At 60.1% G+C, this 15,592-nt stretch carries 17 protein-coding genes and 1 pseudogene; 8 read left to right on the top strand and 10 right to left on the bottom strand.

Annotation, left to right across the window (positions count from 1 at the left end; all coding sequences use genetic code 11):
* Complete coding sequence (locus tag NL116_RS13670) at positions 1-249, bottom strand: transmembrane sensor/regulator PpyR (protein ID WP_494377625.1); 249 nt, start codon at positions 247-249, stop codon at positions 1-3.
* 254 nt (positions 250-503) lie between these two features.
* Here NL116_RS13670 and NL116_RS13665 point away from each other — a divergent pair.
* Positions 504-638, top strand: a pseudogene (locus tag NL116_RS13665) (VOC family protein); the annotation flags it as partial.
* A gap of 93 nt (positions 639-731) precedes the next feature.
* Positions 732-1,565, top strand: a complete 834-nt coding sequence (locus NL116_RS13660; protein ID WP_494377624.1) for an AraC family transcriptional regulator — start codon at positions 732-734, stop codon at positions 1,563-1,565.
* Here NL116_RS13660 and NL116_RS13655 read toward each other — a convergent pair whose 3' ends face one another.
* The 5 genes from NL116_RS13655 to NL116_RS13635 form a co-directional block, all read right to left on the bottom strand.
* The gene (locus NL116_RS13655; protein ID WP_494377623.1) at positions 1,566-2,153 is read right to left on the bottom strand and encodes a LysE family translocator; all 588 of its coding nucleotides are present in this window, start codon (positions 2,151-2,153) and stop codon (positions 1,566-1,568) included.
* A gap of 76 nt (positions 2,154-2,229) precedes the next feature.
* Entirely contained in the window at positions 2,230-3,738 is a 1,509-nt protein-coding gene (locus NL116_RS13650; RefSeq protein WP_494377622.1) for a tripartite tricarboxylate transporter permease, read from the bottom strand.
* Between the two features lie 24 nt (positions 3,739-3,762).
* On the bottom strand, positions 3,763-4,257 hold the full coding sequence (locus NL116_RS13645; RefSeq protein ID WP_494377621.1) for a tripartite tricarboxylate transporter TctB family protein: 495 nt from the start codon (positions 4,255-4,257) through the stop codon (positions 3,763-3,765).
* Position 4,258: 1 nt separating this feature from the next.
* The gene (locus NL116_RS13640) at positions 4,259-5,221 is read right to left on the bottom strand and encodes a tripartite tricarboxylate transporter substrate binding protein (protein WP_494377620.1); all 963 of its coding nucleotides are present in this window, start codon (positions 5,219-5,221) and stop codon (positions 4,259-4,261) included.
* A gap of 137 nt (positions 5,222-5,358) precedes the next feature.
* Positions 5,359-6,690: an aminotransferase-like domain-containing protein gene (locus tag NL116_RS13635; protein WP_494377619.1), complete on the bottom strand. Its 1,332-nt coding sequence runs from the start codon at positions 6,688-6,690 to the stop codon at positions 5,359-5,361.
* 106 nt (positions 6,691-6,796) lie between these two features.
* On the opposite strand from NL116_RS13635, the gene NL116_RS13630 reads away from it, so the two are divergent.
* The 3 genes from NL116_RS13630 (at position 6,797) to tspO (ending at position 9,016) form a co-directional block, all read left to right on the top strand.
* On the top strand, positions 6,797-7,693 hold the full coding sequence (locus NL116_RS13630) for a DMT family transporter (protein WP_494377618.1): 897 nt from the start codon (positions 6,797-6,799) through the stop codon (positions 7,691-7,693).
* 90 nt (positions 7,694-7,783) lie between these two features.
* Positions 7,784-8,404, top strand: coding sequence for a LysE family translocator (locus tag NL116_RS13625; RefSeq protein ID WP_494377617.1), 621 nt, complete (start codon positions 7,784-7,786; stop codon positions 8,402-8,404).
* 171 nt (positions 8,405-8,575) lie between these two features.
* The gene (tspO, locus tag NL116_RS13620; RefSeq protein WP_494377616.1) at positions 8,576-9,016 is read left to right on the top strand and encodes a tryptophan-rich sensory protein TspO; all 441 of its coding nucleotides are present in this window, start codon (positions 8,576-8,578) and stop codon (positions 9,014-9,016) included.
* 206 nt (positions 9,017-9,222) lie between these two features.
* Here the strand turns inward: tspO and NL116_RS13615 are convergent, their stop codons facing one another.
* Positions 9,223-9,615, bottom strand: a complete 393-nt coding sequence (locus NL116_RS13615) for a DUF6124 family protein (RefSeq protein WP_046032081.1) — start codon at positions 9,613-9,615, stop codon at positions 9,223-9,225.
* 495 nt (positions 9,616-10,110) lie between these two features.
* Positions 10,111-10,530 carry a VOC family protein gene (locus NL116_RS13610; RefSeq protein WP_494377615.1) on the bottom strand — a complete coding sequence of 140 codons (420 nt, stop codon included), beginning with the start codon at positions 10,528-10,530 and terminating at the stop codon, positions 10,111-10,113.
* 118 nt (positions 10,531-10,648) lie between these two features.
* On the opposite strand from NL116_RS13610, the gene NL116_RS13605 reads away from it, so the two are divergent.
* Genes NL116_RS13605 through NL116_RS13595 form a run of 3 tightly spaced genes read left to right on the top strand, consistent with a single transcriptional unit; the run spans position 10,649 to position 13,189 of the window.
* Complete coding sequence (locus NL116_RS13605; protein WP_494377614.1) at positions 10,649-11,731, top strand: bifunctional transcriptional activator/DNA repair enzyme AdaA; 1,083 nt, start codon at positions 10,649-10,651, stop codon at positions 11,729-11,731.
* 31 nt (positions 11,732-11,762) lie between these two features.
* A complete protein-coding gene (locus NL116_RS13600) occupies positions 11,763-12,566 on the top strand; it encodes an isocitrate lyase/PEP mutase family protein (RefSeq protein ID WP_494377613.1) in 804 nt (267 codons plus the stop codon).
* A 5-nt stretch (positions 12,567-12,571) separates the two neighbouring features.
* Complete coding sequence (locus NL116_RS13595; RefSeq protein ID WP_494377612.1) at positions 12,572-13,189, top strand: DNA-3-methyladenine glycosylase family protein; 618 nt, start codon at positions 12,572-12,574, stop codon at positions 13,187-13,189.
* A gap of 114 nt (positions 13,190-13,303) precedes the next feature.
* Here NL116_RS13595 and NL116_RS13590 read toward each other — a convergent pair whose 3' ends face one another.
* A complete protein-coding gene (locus tag NL116_RS13590; protein ID WP_494377611.1) occupies positions 13,304-14,401 on the bottom strand; it encodes an extracellular solute-binding protein in 1,098 nt (365 codons plus the stop codon).
* Positions 14,402-14,403: 2 nt separating this feature from the next.
* Positions 14,404-15,528 carry an agmatine deiminase gene (gene aguA, locus NL116_RS13585; RefSeq protein WP_494377610.1) on the bottom strand — a complete coding sequence of 375 codons (1,125 nt, stop codon included), beginning with the start codon at positions 15,526-15,528 and terminating at the stop codon, positions 14,404-14,406.
* Between the last annotated feature and the right edge of the window lie 64 nt (positions 15,529-15,592).

The following is a 15,592-nucleotide window of genomic DNA, read 5'->3' as shown; positions in this document are numbered from 1 at the left end:
TCAAGCCACCACAGAGATCAGGGCTTTGGCCAACCGGTATTGGGCCAGCAGGCGCATGACGTAGCCGATCTTGAGCAAGGTAGGGCCGATGATGGTCATGGCATGCATCGACACCAACAACGCGATCGGCATATGACCGTCGTAAAGGTAGGCGCCGTAGATGCCGGCAAACAGCATGACCAGGCCGGCGCCGAGCACTTTGCTCGACAGATGGAGAACGTTCAGAGGGTTATTGAAAAAATCGAACATTTTGTCGTACTCCTGAAGCGGGTCAGTTGTACGTTTGGAGTATCAAGTGTTGTGCCAGGTGTTAGCGCCTTTTAAATCAATAGCTTGAAGATAACGCAGTCATAAAGACACCATTGATAAATAGTCGATATGACTTGACACGCGGTCATTCTGACTGCGTTTTTCATTTAATTATCGATCTACGGTCCAACTGATCGACGGCAGCCTGACGACGCTGAGAGTCCAGCATGAGTAACCCGTAGAGGAGCACCACCATGCAACGCGTGCAAAAACGGACTCCCTGCCTCTGGTTCGACCCTCAGGCCGAAGAGGCGGCGAAGTTTTACTGTTCGATCTTCGATCATTCAAAAATCACCGGCACCACCCATGACGGCAAGGCAGGCCATGATGCAGATGAAAAAGCTCGACATCGCTGCCTTGCAACGAGCCTTTAACGGCGGGAGCTAATACACTCCAGAGCTGACCTGCCGAGGACGCTGACGATGAAGCACGCCGCTGCCAAAAACGCCGACAAAGCCCCGCGCTTCTGGCGTGATGACGCCCTGCCCTTCATCGAGGCCCGCTCCATCGCTGACGGTCGCGACGTGTGCTACACCCGGCACGCCCATGAGCACTTTTCCATCGGTGCGATCACCGCCGGGTGCAGCACTTACCTGCATGAGCAATCCGCCTTTCAGGTCAGCGCCGGCACCGTGGTGTTGATGAATCCCGACGATGTCCACGCCTGCAACCCCATTGACGACCAGCCGTGGTCGTACCTGATGCTGTACGTCGAGACACCTTGGCTGACAGACCTTCAACACCAGCTCGGCTTCAGCCAGGACTCAGCGTTTCGACGGTTTTCCACCCCCCATACCCGCGATGTCCAGCTGTTTACCGGCCTTCAAGGCCTGTACAAAATCCTCGTGGATCCGCGACAGGACGTGCTGTGCAAACACAGCGCGGCCGTAGAGTATTTCTCCGAGGTGCAGCGACGGCTCAACCCGGTCGATCAACCGCTGCGCGAACCCAATTTCAAGCTGGAGCGAGCCGCTGACTTCATCCGCGACAATTGCACGCAGTTGCTCAAGCTTGAGGACATTTGCGAAGCGGCTCAGCTGTCACCGTCCTACCTTATCCGTGCCTTCAAACAGCATTACGGCATGACACCTCACGCGTTCCTGATCAATCGGCGCATCCAGTTCGCCCGCGAACAACTGCGCAATGGCAAGTTGATTGCCGATGTCGCGCTGGAAGCAGGGTTTGCTGATCAGGCGCATTTTCAACGGGCGTTCAAACAACATCTGGCGGCGACGCCGGGGCAGTATCGCGGCTGATCAGGGCAGCAATAAATAAACCGCACTGACGGCCAACAGCGACGCCATGATCCGATTGAACCACCGCATGCCTGCCGGGTTAGCCAAATAGCCACGCAGAAACGTCCCGGCGTAGGCCCAGCAACCGACGGACAAATAGCAGATCACCAGATACACCGCCGCAAATTGCCAGACCAACCGCGCCTCCCCGTCCGCGACGAAGGCGCCCATCCCCGCCACACAGGCCAGCCAGGCTTTCGGATTGAGCCACTGCATGACCGCGCCATAGAGCATCGACGGCGCCCGCCCCGAGGCTTTGGCATCGACACGACCATCGTCAGCCGCCAGTTTCCAGGCCATGAACAACAGGAACGCCACACCCGCCAGTTGCACCACCCGCGTCAACGCAGGCCACAGCCGCAAGACTTCATGCAGGCCCAGCCCCATCAACACCAGCAATAAAACAAACCCCAGCGTTGCCCCGGCGACGTGACGTTGGCTGGCGCGAAAGCCAAACTGCGCGCCCGAGCTCAACGCCACAATGTTCACCGGCCCCGGCGTGATGGACGCTACCAGCGCAAACGTGGCCATGGAAATCAGCAGACTCATCTCACACCTTCTTCAATTCAGGGAAATCAGTGCTCACGGTACTGAGCACCGACCTTCGCGTATTGAAGAAAACTGCCTAATCATCCTCGTGCAATTTGATGCCCCGAGCGTGGAGAAAATGCGGAACGATCAGCACCAGCAATGTCAGCGCGAGGAACGATGCGGCGATGGGTTGCGTGAGAAAGGTTGTCCAGTCGCCCTCGCTGATGGACAGCGCATTGCGTAGCTGCTTTTCAGCCATCGGCCCCAGCAACATACCCACGATGACCGGCGCCACGGGGAAATCGAAGCGTCGCATCAACACCCCTCCCCAGCCGATACCGAGCATCAGCAGCAGGTCGAACGAAGAATGACGCATGCCGTACACGCCGATGGTGGCGAACACCAGAATGCCCGCATTCAAGTAAGGCCGTGGGATCTGCAGCAGCTTGACCCACAACCCCACCAGCGGCAGGTTCAACACCAGCAGGATGACGTTGCCGATGTACAGCGAAGCGACGAGGGTCCAGACCAGATCCCCCGACGTCTGGAACAACATCGGGCCGGGTTGCAAGTTGTAGTTCTGGAACGCGGCCAACAGGATGGCCGCCGTGGCGGAGGTCGGAATGCCCAGCGTCAGCAGTGGCACCAACGAGCCGGTCGCGCTGGCATTGTTGGCCGCCTCCGGCCCGGCAACACCTTCAATCGCGCCCTCGCCCTTGCTGCCGGCAAACTCCTTGGGGTACTTACTCAGTTTGCGTTCGGCCGAATAGGACAGAAACGTCGGGATCTCGGCCCCACCGGCCGGAATCGAGCCAAACGGGAAGCCAATCAAGGTGCCCCGCAGCCAGGCCGGAACCGAGCGTTTCCAGTCGGCCCGGGTCATCCACAGCGAGGTCAAACGGTGTCGGTTGCTGGCTTCTTCTTTTTGATACAACAGGCTGTATAACGCCTCCCCCACTGCAAACAAACCCACCGCCACCAATACCACTTCAATGCCGTCCACCAACTCCGGCACCCCCAGCGTGTAGCGGGCGATGCCCGAGGTCGAATCCAGCCCGATCAAGCCGATCGCCAGGCCAACCCCCAACGAGGCGAAACCGCGCAGCATCGACGCACCGAGTACCGCTGACACGGTGGTGAACGACAACACCAGAATCGCAAAATACTCTGTCGGGCCAAATTTCAGCGCCAGGGTGGCAACCACCGGGGCAAATAGCGTGAGGAGAATCGTGGCAATGGTCCCGGCCACAAATGAACCAATAGCTGCCGTGGCAAGCGCCGGCCCAGCCCGGCCATTGCGAGCCATCAGGTTGCCCTCCAAGGCCGTGACCATGGAGGATGACTCCCCCGGCGTGTTGAGCAAAATGGAGGTGGTCGAACCGCCAAACTGCGCGCCGTAGTAGATGCCGGCGAACATGATCAGCGCTCCGGTAGGATCGACCTTCGCGGTGATCGGCAGCAACAGCGCCACGGTCAGCGCCGGTCCGATTCCGGGCAACACGCCAATCGCCGTGCCCAGCAAACAACCGATAAAGCCCCACATCAGATTGATCGGCGACAACGCGGCGGAAAACCCCATCGCCAGACTTGCAAGAATATCCACCGGATTGATCTCCCGCAGCCCGGATCAGATCCAGGCGTTGACAAGGGGCGGCAGGGAAACCCCGAGCCCGGCGTTGAACAGCCAGTAAATCGGCAGCGTCAGGGCGATGCCGATGGCCAGGTCGCGCAGTGGATGGCGACTGCCAAACCCGCGTGCCGCACAGACGAACAACAGCCCGGCGGCGAGGACGAAGCCGATCAGGTTAATCAGCACCGCCACCCCCACCAGCCCCGCCGTCACCCACGCCGCACCCCGTTTACCACCGGGCAGCGCTTTGGCCGAGTCATCATCGTGATCCGCCAATTCGCGAAAACCACCGGTAACGGCCTGATAACTCAGCAGCAAACCGACCACGCCCAGGAACGCCGCCAATCCGAAGGGATAGACATGCGCGCCCAAAATGACGAAGCCCATCTCCGGCGGAAAGCGCAAAGCCCCGACCGCCAGCACGGCACTGATGGCGATCAGGCCAAGGCCGATCGCCAACTGTGGCAGCACAATGTTGCGCAGCCCGGCCATGTCAAAGCAGCCCGACCTTGACCAGCATCGCGTGCAACCGCACGTGTTCTTCGTCGACAAACTTGCCGAACTCATCGCCGGTTAACACGGACGGCGACCACGCGTTGGTTTTGATGTTGTCCTTCCACGATGGGCTGTTGGACGCCGCAACGACGGCGTCGGTCAGTTGTTTACGCTGTTCGGGGCTCAGACCTGCGGCGCCGTACACACCGCGCCAATTGCCGATGATCACGTCGTAACCTTTTTCTTTGAGGGTCGGTGCATCAATGCCGCCAACGCGCTCTGGCGCACCGATGGCGAGCACACGGAACTGGCCGTTCTTGATGTATTGGCCCAACTCGGCATAACCACCAGTGATCACCTTGATCTGGCCGCCGAGTGCCTGAGCAACCACTTCGCCGCCACCCGCGAAAGCAACGTAGTTCACCTTGTTCACCGGGATGTCCATTTTGCCGGCCAGTTCGGCGATGCCGATGTGATCGACCGAGCCTTTGGAGCCGCCGCCCCACGTGATGCTGGTGGGTTTGTCTTTGAAGGCCTTGAGCAAGTCTTCCAGGGTTTTGAACTCGGACTCCTTGCGCACGGCAATCACGTTGTACTCCGTGAACAACCGGGCAATCGGTGTGACGTCCTTCAAGGTGATTTGCGGTTTGTTCTGTTCAATGCCCGCGACCATGATCGCGCCCACCACCAGCAACGCATCGCCATCACCCTTGGTGCTGTTGGCAAACTGCGCCAGACCCAGGGTCCCACCAGCCCCGCCCTTGTTTTCGAAGGTGGCGGATTTGGCGACTTTCGCCTCGATCATGGCTTTGCCCAGCTCGCGGGCAGTCTGGTCATAGCCGCCGCCCACGGAGCCCGGGGCCATGAACTTGACGGTGTCCAGCGCCAGCGCGGGCGTCGAAAGTGCGGCGGTGATCGCCACGGCAGCGGCGTAGTTCAAACGACGGAACAAAGCGAACATGAGCGGTCTCCTGATCTTGTTTTTGTCGGTGGCGATTGAATCTCGCTCAGGAGCAACCCTCGCTCACTGAACATGCGTCTGTGAACAAGAATAGGCCATGGTTTTGAATGAGGGCGTCTGGTTGTCCATCGGATTGTCTACGTATGCGCCTCCACCACCCACTTCACTTTCACCAGCGCTTGTCGAAGTGTGTCCATGTCTACCGAGCCCAGAGCCAGCCGGAGGGCGTGGGGAACATGGAGCGAAATCGCGAAGGGTTCGGCGGTCGATACCGAAACCTGCTCGCGCATCAACGCCACGGCGATCTGGTCCGCCCGTGCGTCTTCCGACAAGGGCAGCCACAGAAAGTAGGAGGATCGGTGGCGGATAACGGCAAGCCCTTTGAGCACCTCCTCGGCCACCTTCTGCCGGGTTTGTGCGTCTGCGCGTTTTTGCGCTTCGAGCCGGGTGACGGTGCCATCGTCGAGCCAGGCGCAGGCGATGGCCGTCATGACGCCCGGGGTATTCCAGGTGGTCGCCCTGATGGTGCGCTCGAGCACGGCAACGTTTTGCGCAGGTGCCGCAATGAATCCAACGCGCAGACCGGTGGCGATATTTTTGGAAAAACCGGACACATAAAGGGTCCGCTCCGGGGCCAGTTCAGCAATGGGCGGCGGCGCATCTTCGGCGAGAAACGCATAGGCGCCGTCCTCGATGATGTGCAGGTCATGCTTGCGCGCAATCGCCACCAGTTGCTCGCGCGCATCAGCCGGCATCACCCAGCCCATCGGGTTATGCAGGGTCGGCATGGTGTAGACGGCACGCACTGTCCGGGTGCGGCAGAGCTTTTCCAGCGCCAGCAGATCCGGCCCCTGCTCCGTGACAGGAATGGGCACGATTTCAAGGTGCAGGGTTTCGGCCAGCACTTTGAAACCCGAGTAGGTCAGCGCGTCGGCCGCAATCACGTCACCGGGTCGCAGCAGCGCCATCAGCGTCACCGCCAGGCCATGCTGAGCGCCGCTGACAATCAACACGTTATCAGCCTCGACCGTCAAGCCACGGCTACGCAAATGGCGGGCAATGGAGGCTCGCTCGTGCGCACGGCCGCTGTGGGGCTGGTAGCGCAGGTGCGACTCCAGGTCGCCGGACAGCGCGAGTTGACGCAAGGCATTGCGCAACAGGTCGGCCTGCCCCGGTAGCGCGGGATAGTTGAAGTTGAGGTCAATCACCCCAGGCGCAACGTCCGGCTGATCGATGCCGTGGCTGGGCGGCAACGAGGTCTCGCGGACAAACGTCCCGCGTCCGGTTTCACCGCTGACCAGCCCCATCGCTTCCAGCTCGGCATACACCCGGCTGGCTGTAACCAGCGCCAGGCCTTCACTGGCGGCTAGCTGACGGTGCGTCGGCAAGCGTGTACCCGGCCGTAAACGCCCCGAGTGAATATCGGCGGCCAACGTATCGACCAGAGATTTGTAGCGGGAGCGTGGCATCGTGGGATGTATCCATGACAATTTTTTGATTGTTCTTAATCCTGGATCATAGGATGCCCTTCACGCAACACGACAACACGACAACACGACAACACGGAGACACAACATGGAACGGACCTCAACGCTCAAAAGCCAGACGCTGGACAAGCACGCCAGCGGGCTGATCAATGGCTTCATCGGCGTGCTGATCTTCAGCGGCTCGCTGCCCGCCACACGGGTGGCCGTGCTTGAATTCGATCCGGTGTTTCTGACGGTCGCCCGGGCCACCATCGCCGGTGTCCTGGCACTGTGCATGCTGTGGTTATTCAAGGAAAAGCGCCCGGCTCGCGAACAGTTGCTGCCTTTGGTGATCGTGGCGTTGGGGGTGGTGGTCGGCTTTCCGCTGCTGACGGCGCTGGCGTTGCAATACGTGACGTCGGCGCATTCCATCGTCTTCGTTGGCCTGCTGCCGCTCGCGACGGCGGCTTTTGGTGTGTTGCGCGGTGGCGAACGTCCACGGCCGGCGTTCTGGTTTTTCTCGGTGTTGGGCAGTTTGCTGGTGATCGGTTTTGCCGTTTCTCAGGGGCTTACCGCTTCTCCCGTCGGTGACTTGCTGATGCTATCGGCGATTCTGGCGTGTGGCCTGGGTTATGCCGAAGGCGCCAAACTGTCCAGAACATTGGGCGGCTGGCAGGTGATCAGTTGGGCGTTGGTGTTGTCGCTACCGCTGATGGCGGCGCTGACGGTGTGGCGGATGCCCGTTTCGCTTTCCGGGATCAGCATGCCGGCTTGGCTAAGCCTGGCATACGTGTCGCTGTTCAGCATGCTGATCGGATTCGTGTTCTGGTACCGCGGGCTCGCGCAGGGCGGTATTGCGGCGGTAGGACAGCTTCAACTGTTGCAGCCGTTTTTTGGCCTGGCGCTGGCGGCGACATTGCTGCACGAAAAGGTCAGTCTCGGCATGCTCGGCGTCACGGTGGCGGTAATCCTCTGCGTGGCGGGCGCGAGAAAATTCGCCAAATAAAAGTGTACTGCGGCTTGCGCGCATGGCTGTACGGGGCGAGCCGCACTGCGTCCATGATAAAAAAAGCGCTCTCGTTTCCGGAGACTCGTCATGGACCTCGCGACCCTCACCCTTTTCCTGCCCGCCTGCTTGGCCCTGAACATGGCGCCCGGCCCGAATAACCTGCTGTCGGTCAGCAACTCGACACGCTACGGCTACCGCACTTCCTGCGTGGCCGGGATCGGTCGATTGCTGGCGTTCGCCGGCATGATCGCCCTCGCCTCCGCCGGGCTGGCCGTGGTGCTGCAAACCTGCGAAGTGCTGTTCTATGGGATCAAGATTGTCGGCGCGGCGTACCTGTTTTACCTCGCCTGGCAATTGTGGCACGCCGATCCTGGGATCGAGCACGCTGACACTCGGGCCCCCGTTGGTGTGCTGGCGTTGGCGCGACAGGAGTTTTTGGTGGCGGCCGGCAATCCCAAAGCCATTCTGATCTTCACCGCGTTCCTGCCTCAGTTTGTCGACCCGACCCGTGCGGTGACGCCTCAGTTCGCGTTGCTCGGTGCGCTGTTTTTGATCCTGGAATGGATTGCGATCAGTGCGTACGCCTACATGGGATTGCACATGCGCCGCTGGCTCGCCGAGCCGCGTGGCAAGCGAATTTTCAACCGGTGCTGCGCGGGGTTGCTGTCGGCGGCGGCTTCGGTGTTGTTGATGGCTAAGCGAGCGTGATCAAACCGGGGGGTGATGGCTCTTTAAGCACGATATCGCCCCCTTTCCGCCTTTGCGTCTGAGAAATGTTATTCCCTGATCCAAACTTTTCGCGTCACTGAGCGTCCCTTCTTTAATGCTGCCAACATAGCGTTGCAGCTCCGGACAACTGACCTCAGCAAAGGATGGGTGATGAACTTTTTTGTTTTTCTTCTAGCCTGCGGTGCAGCCGCAAGCACAGGCTTCTTTTTCAAACCGGGCCAGTGGTACGAGTCGCTGGTCAAACCCGGCTTCACCCCACCCAACTGGGTGTTTCCAGTCGCCTGGTCGACGATCTATCTTTTGCTCGCCTGGGCCGGGTACCGGTTGACCCTGATACCTGGAAGCCAGGAGGTGTTGGCGTTATGGGCCTCGCAGATTGCGTTGAATACGCTGTGGACGCCGGTGTTCTTCGGCGCACAGCGCATTTTCGCCGGCATGGTGATCCTGACGTTGCTCTGGCTGGTGGTCGCGGTGCTGGTGGTGATGGCGTTGCAACTGGATGTGATCACTGGCTTGATTCTGCTGCCTTACCTTGCGTGGCTTTGCGTGGCCGCGGCGTTGAATTTTTCCATCTTGCGCAATAACCGCTGATGAGGTTCCGCTGAACCGATCACGAAAATCACATCCCGGTGCATGGCCTTCAGCGTCACGATCCCGCTACCGGGTTCGAAGATAACCATTTCTGCGCAGTGAACAGACCTGGTACGCCAGCGGTGTCGGGTTGAGCTCGCGGGCTTCCTCGCCCACCATGCACCGTTGGCGAGAAAGCAAGCTCCCTCGCCAACGTGATGCAGCGATTACTTGGGCGGAACGAAGTTATCCAGCATTCGATTCACCGCCAGCTCCCCCAGCATGATGACCTGCTGCAATGCCAGGACGTTACTGCGATGAGTCCCCTCTAGCGATGCCGCCACATTGCTGGCCATGACACTGGCCGACGCCATGTTCTCGCACGTTTGAACCAGCAAGGTTTCATGGTCGACGTCTGGAGCAATCATGTAAATGGTGCTGGGTTTACGTGGGGTGTTGTTCATGAGCGCCGCCGGATTGAGGTAGAAGTTGAGCGCGCGTTCGGCGGCGTCGTGGAGTTTTTTGGGGTCGAGGGTTTCGTACGGGGACACTGAATCAGCGGTTGGCGGATCGGTATCGGGTGAATCGGTGTCTGGTGGGTTAGGTGTTACTTTGAACATAGATGAACTCCAACTTCTAATATTGAGGAGCCATCACCCTCGCTACCAAACGAAGGGGTGGCGGCCATACGTGGGTTGGTAGACCGGTAGAAGCTGGAAACCCGGCGCTCACAATGGAGCCCCACGCATGACCACCAAAAAACAGAGTCCCCAAAAGAGACTACATAAGGTGTTGTCATGCGGCTTCTAGACGGGCTACCAAACCCGATCACTGTTTTTCAGTGACAGGGAAACGATATAGCCCACCCCGTAGCCGCACAAGCCGGCGGATTCTGGCTTGACCGTAGGTAACGGCGCAAGGTCTTGTAGCCTTCGGGACGTAACACCAAGTGTTTTTAAACACGCTTCGTTAACGCGTGAAAGCTTCCAAAAAAACCAAAGAAACGTCCGACATATTTCAGAAAATGATCGAATCCTATCGAGCGGCCGGTTTGATCCCTTGAAGTTCACGTGTTCCCCTATCGAGTTTTTACGAGAGCGGCTTGAGGAAGATGCTTAAGGCTGATCAGTCGACGACCCTTTGAGCTCGACCTGGTTGCCATCCGGGTCGAAGCAATACAACGACAAACCATAACCTTCGGCACCAAAGCGCCTGACCGCTTTCTCCGTCGTCAAACCAAACGACTGCAAGTGGCTCACAAGCGCCGCTTCATCAAACGGTTCGATGCGCAGGCAGACATGGTCGAGGTTACGCCCCTCCTGACCCGCGCCAGCACCACCCTTGCGCCCCAGCTCCCCGTCCAGGCTGACGAGGTCGATCATGGAAGTCCCGGCGCGCAGATGCACCAGCCCAAGAGGGTCTTGGCGCTTGACCAGTTCAGCGCCGAATACCTGGGCGTAAAACGTGATGCTGCGCTCCAGATCCTGAACGCGTAGCACAATGTGATCAATGTGTTGAATCGTGAACGGATGCATGAAATCAGTTCCTGAAGGGTTGCATGACCGGTAACCCGAACACTGTAGTCCAGGGCCACAAAAATTCACTGTCGATTTTCCGGTGGAGTCACCGCCCGCAGGGTTTTATGCTCAGCCCATGAACATACAAACCGCTTTGCTGCCGCCCCACGCCGAAATGGTTCGCGCCATGCTCGAACGCGACACCGCCTACGAAGGCGTGTTCTTCACGGCCGTGAAAACCACCGGGATCTTCTGCCGCCCTGGCTGTACCGCGCGCTCGCCAAAACCGGAGAACGTCGAGTTCTTTGCCCACGCCGATGAATGCCTGGCGGCGGGTTATCGCGCGTGTCTGCGCTGCAAGCCGCTGGACGCAGCGGCCATCGCGCCCGACTGGGTACAGACACTGCTGAAGTCGGTGGACGCCGACCCCGAGCAGCGCTGGACCGACGCCCAGTTGCTGGCCGAGGGCATCGAGCCGCTGAAATTGCGGCGCTGGTTCAAGCAGCATTTCGGCATGACCTTTCACGCCTGGCTGCGCACCCGTCGTCTTGGCATGGCCTTGGGCGGGATCAAACAGGGCGATTCCATCGACAGCGCAGCCTTCGACTCGGGTTATGAATCCCTCAGCGGATTTCGTGACGCGTTCCAAAAGTCGTTCCATATCACTCCGGGCCGAGCCGCGCAGAGTGAACCCCTGCTCTTCACACGGCTGACCACGCCACTGGGACCGATGATCGCCATGGCCGAGCGTCGCGGGCTGGTGTTGCTGGAGTTCCTCGACCGCCCGGCATTGACCCGTGAAGTCGAAGCGCTGCAAAACCGATATGGCTATGCAGTCGCGCCGGGGCATAACGCACACCTGCAACAAATCGAAGCCGAACTGGCGCAGTACTTCGCCGGCAAACTCAGCGAATTCACCGTGGCGCTGCACACGCCCGGCAGCGAATTTGCCCGGCAGGTCTGGGCTGCACTGGCACACATCCCGTACGGCCAGACCAGCACCTACGGCAGCATCGCCAGGTTATTGGGCAAGCCCGGCGCCAGTCGCGCGGTGGGTCTGGCCAACGGGCATAACCGGCTGGCCATCGTGGTGCCGTGCCACCGGGTGATCGGTGCAGACGGCTCGTTGACCGGCTATGGTGGAGGACAACCGCGCAAGGCTTTTCTGCTCCGGCTGGAAAACGCCGCGATGCAGATGACCCAACAACTGGCGTTCTGATTGCCTCAATCGTCATAAGGAAGGACATTCGATGGACAAGCAATTCCACCAACTGCACCACGAAGGCTTGTTGATCCTCACCAACGTCGCCGACGCCACCGGCGCGCGCATCGTTGAGCAACTGGGCTGCAAAGCCGTCGCCACCAGCAGCGCGGCCGTGGCCTGGGCCCATGGTTATGCGGACGGCAACACCCTGCCCCTCGACCGTCTGGTCTCGACCGTCGAGTCCATCGCCCGGGTGACTGCCGTGCCGTTGACCGTGGACGTCGAGGCCGGTTATTCCGATGACCTGACGCGGGTCGCGCAAGTGATAGAAGCGGTGATTGCAGCCGGTGCGGTCGGGATCAATATCGAGGACGGCGCGTCCCCGCCCGAGTTGCTGGTGCGCAAGATCGAAGTGGCGCGCAAGGTGGCGGATCAGCGCAATGTGAAGCTCTTTATCAATGCGCGCACCGATGTGTACCTGAAGGGGCTGGTTCCGGCTGAAGATCGCGTGGCCCAGACACTCAAGCGTGCCGCGCTGTATCAAGCGGCGGGTGCCGACGGGTTGTTCGCGGCGGGGGTGTCGGCGGAGTACGAAATCGCCGCACTGTGCCAAGGCACCACGTTGCCGGTGAACGTGCTGGGGCTGGCAAGCCTGCCTTCGCCTGAAACGCTGAAAGCCCTGGGCGTGCGGCGTTTGAGTGCCGGCTCGGGCATCGCCGAATTTCTGTATGGCGCCATGGCCGGGCTGGCCAAGGGGTTTCTGGACACCGGCAAACTCGACAGCAGTCAGCTCAAGGCGTTTACGTACGGTGAAGTCAACGCCTTGCTGAAAACGGCCGGGAACGCTTGACCGCGATGCCCGACCCCTATCGTTCCGCGACCGGGTTTCTGGCGTCCCTCGACGCAGACTGGGCGCGCCACATTGCCGCCGTCGGCCCGTGCCTGCACCAACCGCATGCGGCTCGCGATCCGTATGAGTCGCTAGTGCGGGCGATTGCCTACCAGCAACTGCATGCCAAGGCCGGGGATGCGATTATCGGCCGCTTGTTGGCGTTGTATCCGTCAGTGACGTTTCCACGGCCGGAACAGATCCTGGCGTCCGGGTTTGATCAACTGCGCAGTTGCGGGTTTTCGGCGGGCAAGATCGCGACCATTCAGGGGATTGCCCAAGCGACGCTGGATGGCGTGGTGCCCGATTATGCGACGGCGTTGGCCATGGACGATGAGGCATTGATCGAGCGCTTGATCACCTTGCGCGGCGTCGGGCGCTGGACGGTTGAGATGTTGCTGATCTACAGCCTTGAGCGGCTGGATATCTTGCCAGCCGATGACTTTGGGGTGCGTGAGGGGTATCGGCGTCTGAAGGGGCTGGAGGTGCAGCCGACGCGCAAGCAGATGGTGGAGATCGGGTTGGGGTGCAGCCCGTATCGGACGGTGGCGGCGTGGTATCTGTGGCGGGTGCCTGGCCAGTAGACCGCGTTATCGTTCATCGCGAGCAAGCTCGGCTCCTACAGGGGATTTGGGCGTTCACAAAACCAATGTAGGAGCCGAGCTTGCTCGCGATGACGGAATCAAATTCACCCCATGTCACAACCCCGACTTCAACCGGCTAAACGCCCGAATCAACGCCCGGTTAAACGCCTTCCCATTGTCATTCTTGCTATACAACGAAGCCCTGACCTGCGCCGACGGATACGTCCCCGGGTCATCGCGAATCGCCGGATCGACCAGCCCGTCCGCCGCCGTAATTGCATTGGCGTAGTGAATGGTGTCGGTGATCGGCGCGATCACTTCAGGTGTCATCAGGTAATCCATCAATGCCAGCCCCGCCTCGGGGTGTGGCGCATCCTTGGGAATGACCATCGCGTCAAACCAGATCAACGTGCCTTCCTTGGGTATCCGGTACTTCAGCGTGAACGGTTTCTTCGCCGCCTCGGCCTGCCCCGCCGCGATGGCCACGTTGCCGTTCCAGGACATCGCCACGCAGGTGTTGCCGTTGGCCAGGTCGCTGATGTTCAGGTCATTGTCGAAATAGCGAATGTACGGCCGGATCTTCGCCAATTGTTGCTCGGCCAGTTTCAGGTCATCGAGGTTCTGGCGGTTGATATCCAGGCCCATGTATTTCATGACCGCCGCAAACACCTCGTTGGGATCGTTGAGCAGGCTGACCCCGCAATCGGCGAATTTCGACACCACGGCCGGGTCGAACAGCATCGCCCAACTGTCCCGTGGCGCGTCGGGCAGGCGCTGCTTCACCGCTTCTTCCTGATAACCGACGCCGGTCGTGCCCCAGGCATAAATGCCGGCGTAACGGTTGCCCGGATCGAACACCGCCATGTGCTGGCGGAACTCCTCGCCGACGCCTTGAAAGTGCGGCGTTTGCTTGCGGTCCAGTATCTGGATCGCGCCACTCTGAATCGCTCGGGAAAGATGTTGCCCGGCGGTCAGCACCAGGTCATAGCCGCTGCGACCGGTGAGCAATTTGGTTTCGACGGTTTCCAGCGAATCAAAGTGATCGGCGACCACATGGATGCCGGTTTGCTTCTCGAAATTGCTCAGCGTATCCGGCGCCAGGTACTCGCCCCAGATGTACAGGTTGACCACCGGTTTGGCGGTGTCGGCGGCCTGCACACACAGGGGTGCAAGCACCAGCATTAACGCTTGAGTCAGTTTGTGCAGGCCCATGTTCATACTCCCTTTTTGTGGCTGGCAGGCGCGGCGTATTGAGGCATGGTGATGCAAGCCACGTTGCCACCACCGAGGAGGATTTCCCGGGAGTTTTCGATGCCGATGATTTTGTGCTGCGGGAACAGTTCGGCCAGGGTCGCCATCGCAGCCTGATCATTGCGATCGCCAAACAGCGGCACCACGATCGATGTGTTGCCGGCGTAGTAGTTGATGTACGACGCGCAGATTTGCGTTCCGGCCTGACGCGTGTGCGTGCTGTCTTGCTGATCCAGGCCCTCGGCTTCTTCGGCTGTCCACTCCAGCACGTCCGGTTGCGGCAGTTTGTGCACGATCAATTCGCGACCACGGCTGTCGCGGGTGCTGCGCAGGATGTCATAGGCCTCCTGATAGATTTCCCACTGCGGGTCATCGCGGTTGTCGGTCCATTGCAGCACCACTTCGCCGGGGCGCACGTAGCACGCGAGGTCATCGACGTGGCCGTCGGTTTCGTCGAATTTGCAGCCCCGTGGCAGCCAGATAACTTGCTCGGCACCGAGGTAATCGGTTAAGCGTCGCGTGACTTCTTCCTTGCCCAGATGTTGGTTGCGATTGCGGTTGAGCAGGCATTGTTCAGTGGTGAGAATGCTGCCCTGGCCATCGCTCTGTATGCCGCCCAGTTCGGCGATCAGCGGTGCGCGATAGCGGTCGAAACGTTCGATTTCGAGGACCTTGCTGGCGATCTGGTCGTCCTTGTCCCACGGGTAGTACAACCCCCCGTCGAGACCGCCGTAAGCGTTGAATTCAAAGTCGACACCGCGCACTTCGCCGCTGTGGTCATTGACCACAAAGCACGGCCCGCTGTCGCGGAACCAGGTGTCGTTGCAGGTCATTTCCACCACACGTACTTGTGGCGGCAATTGGCGGCGGGCGGTGGCGAATTGCGCGGCCGAGGCGCAAACGGTGACCGGCTCGCTGTGCGAGATCGCGGTGACGATTTGCACCCAGACTTTTTGCGCGGGCTTGGCACCGTTGCGCCAGACGTCGGTGCGCTCCGGCCAACCGAGCCAGCAACCGGACTTGGTTTCGAATTCGCCGGGCAAGCGGAAACCGTCTTGCTTGGGGGTGGAATCGAGCAAACGTGCCATGGTCAAACCTCATCAGCGGGGATTGGAATGACCACAGGCTAAGGTCGCTGGCGCCGTCCTCGCC

Source organism: Pseudomonas sp. FBCC-B1667 (assembly GCF_059133255.1).
This window is presented reverse-complemented; position numbering and strand designations above follow the sequence as displayed.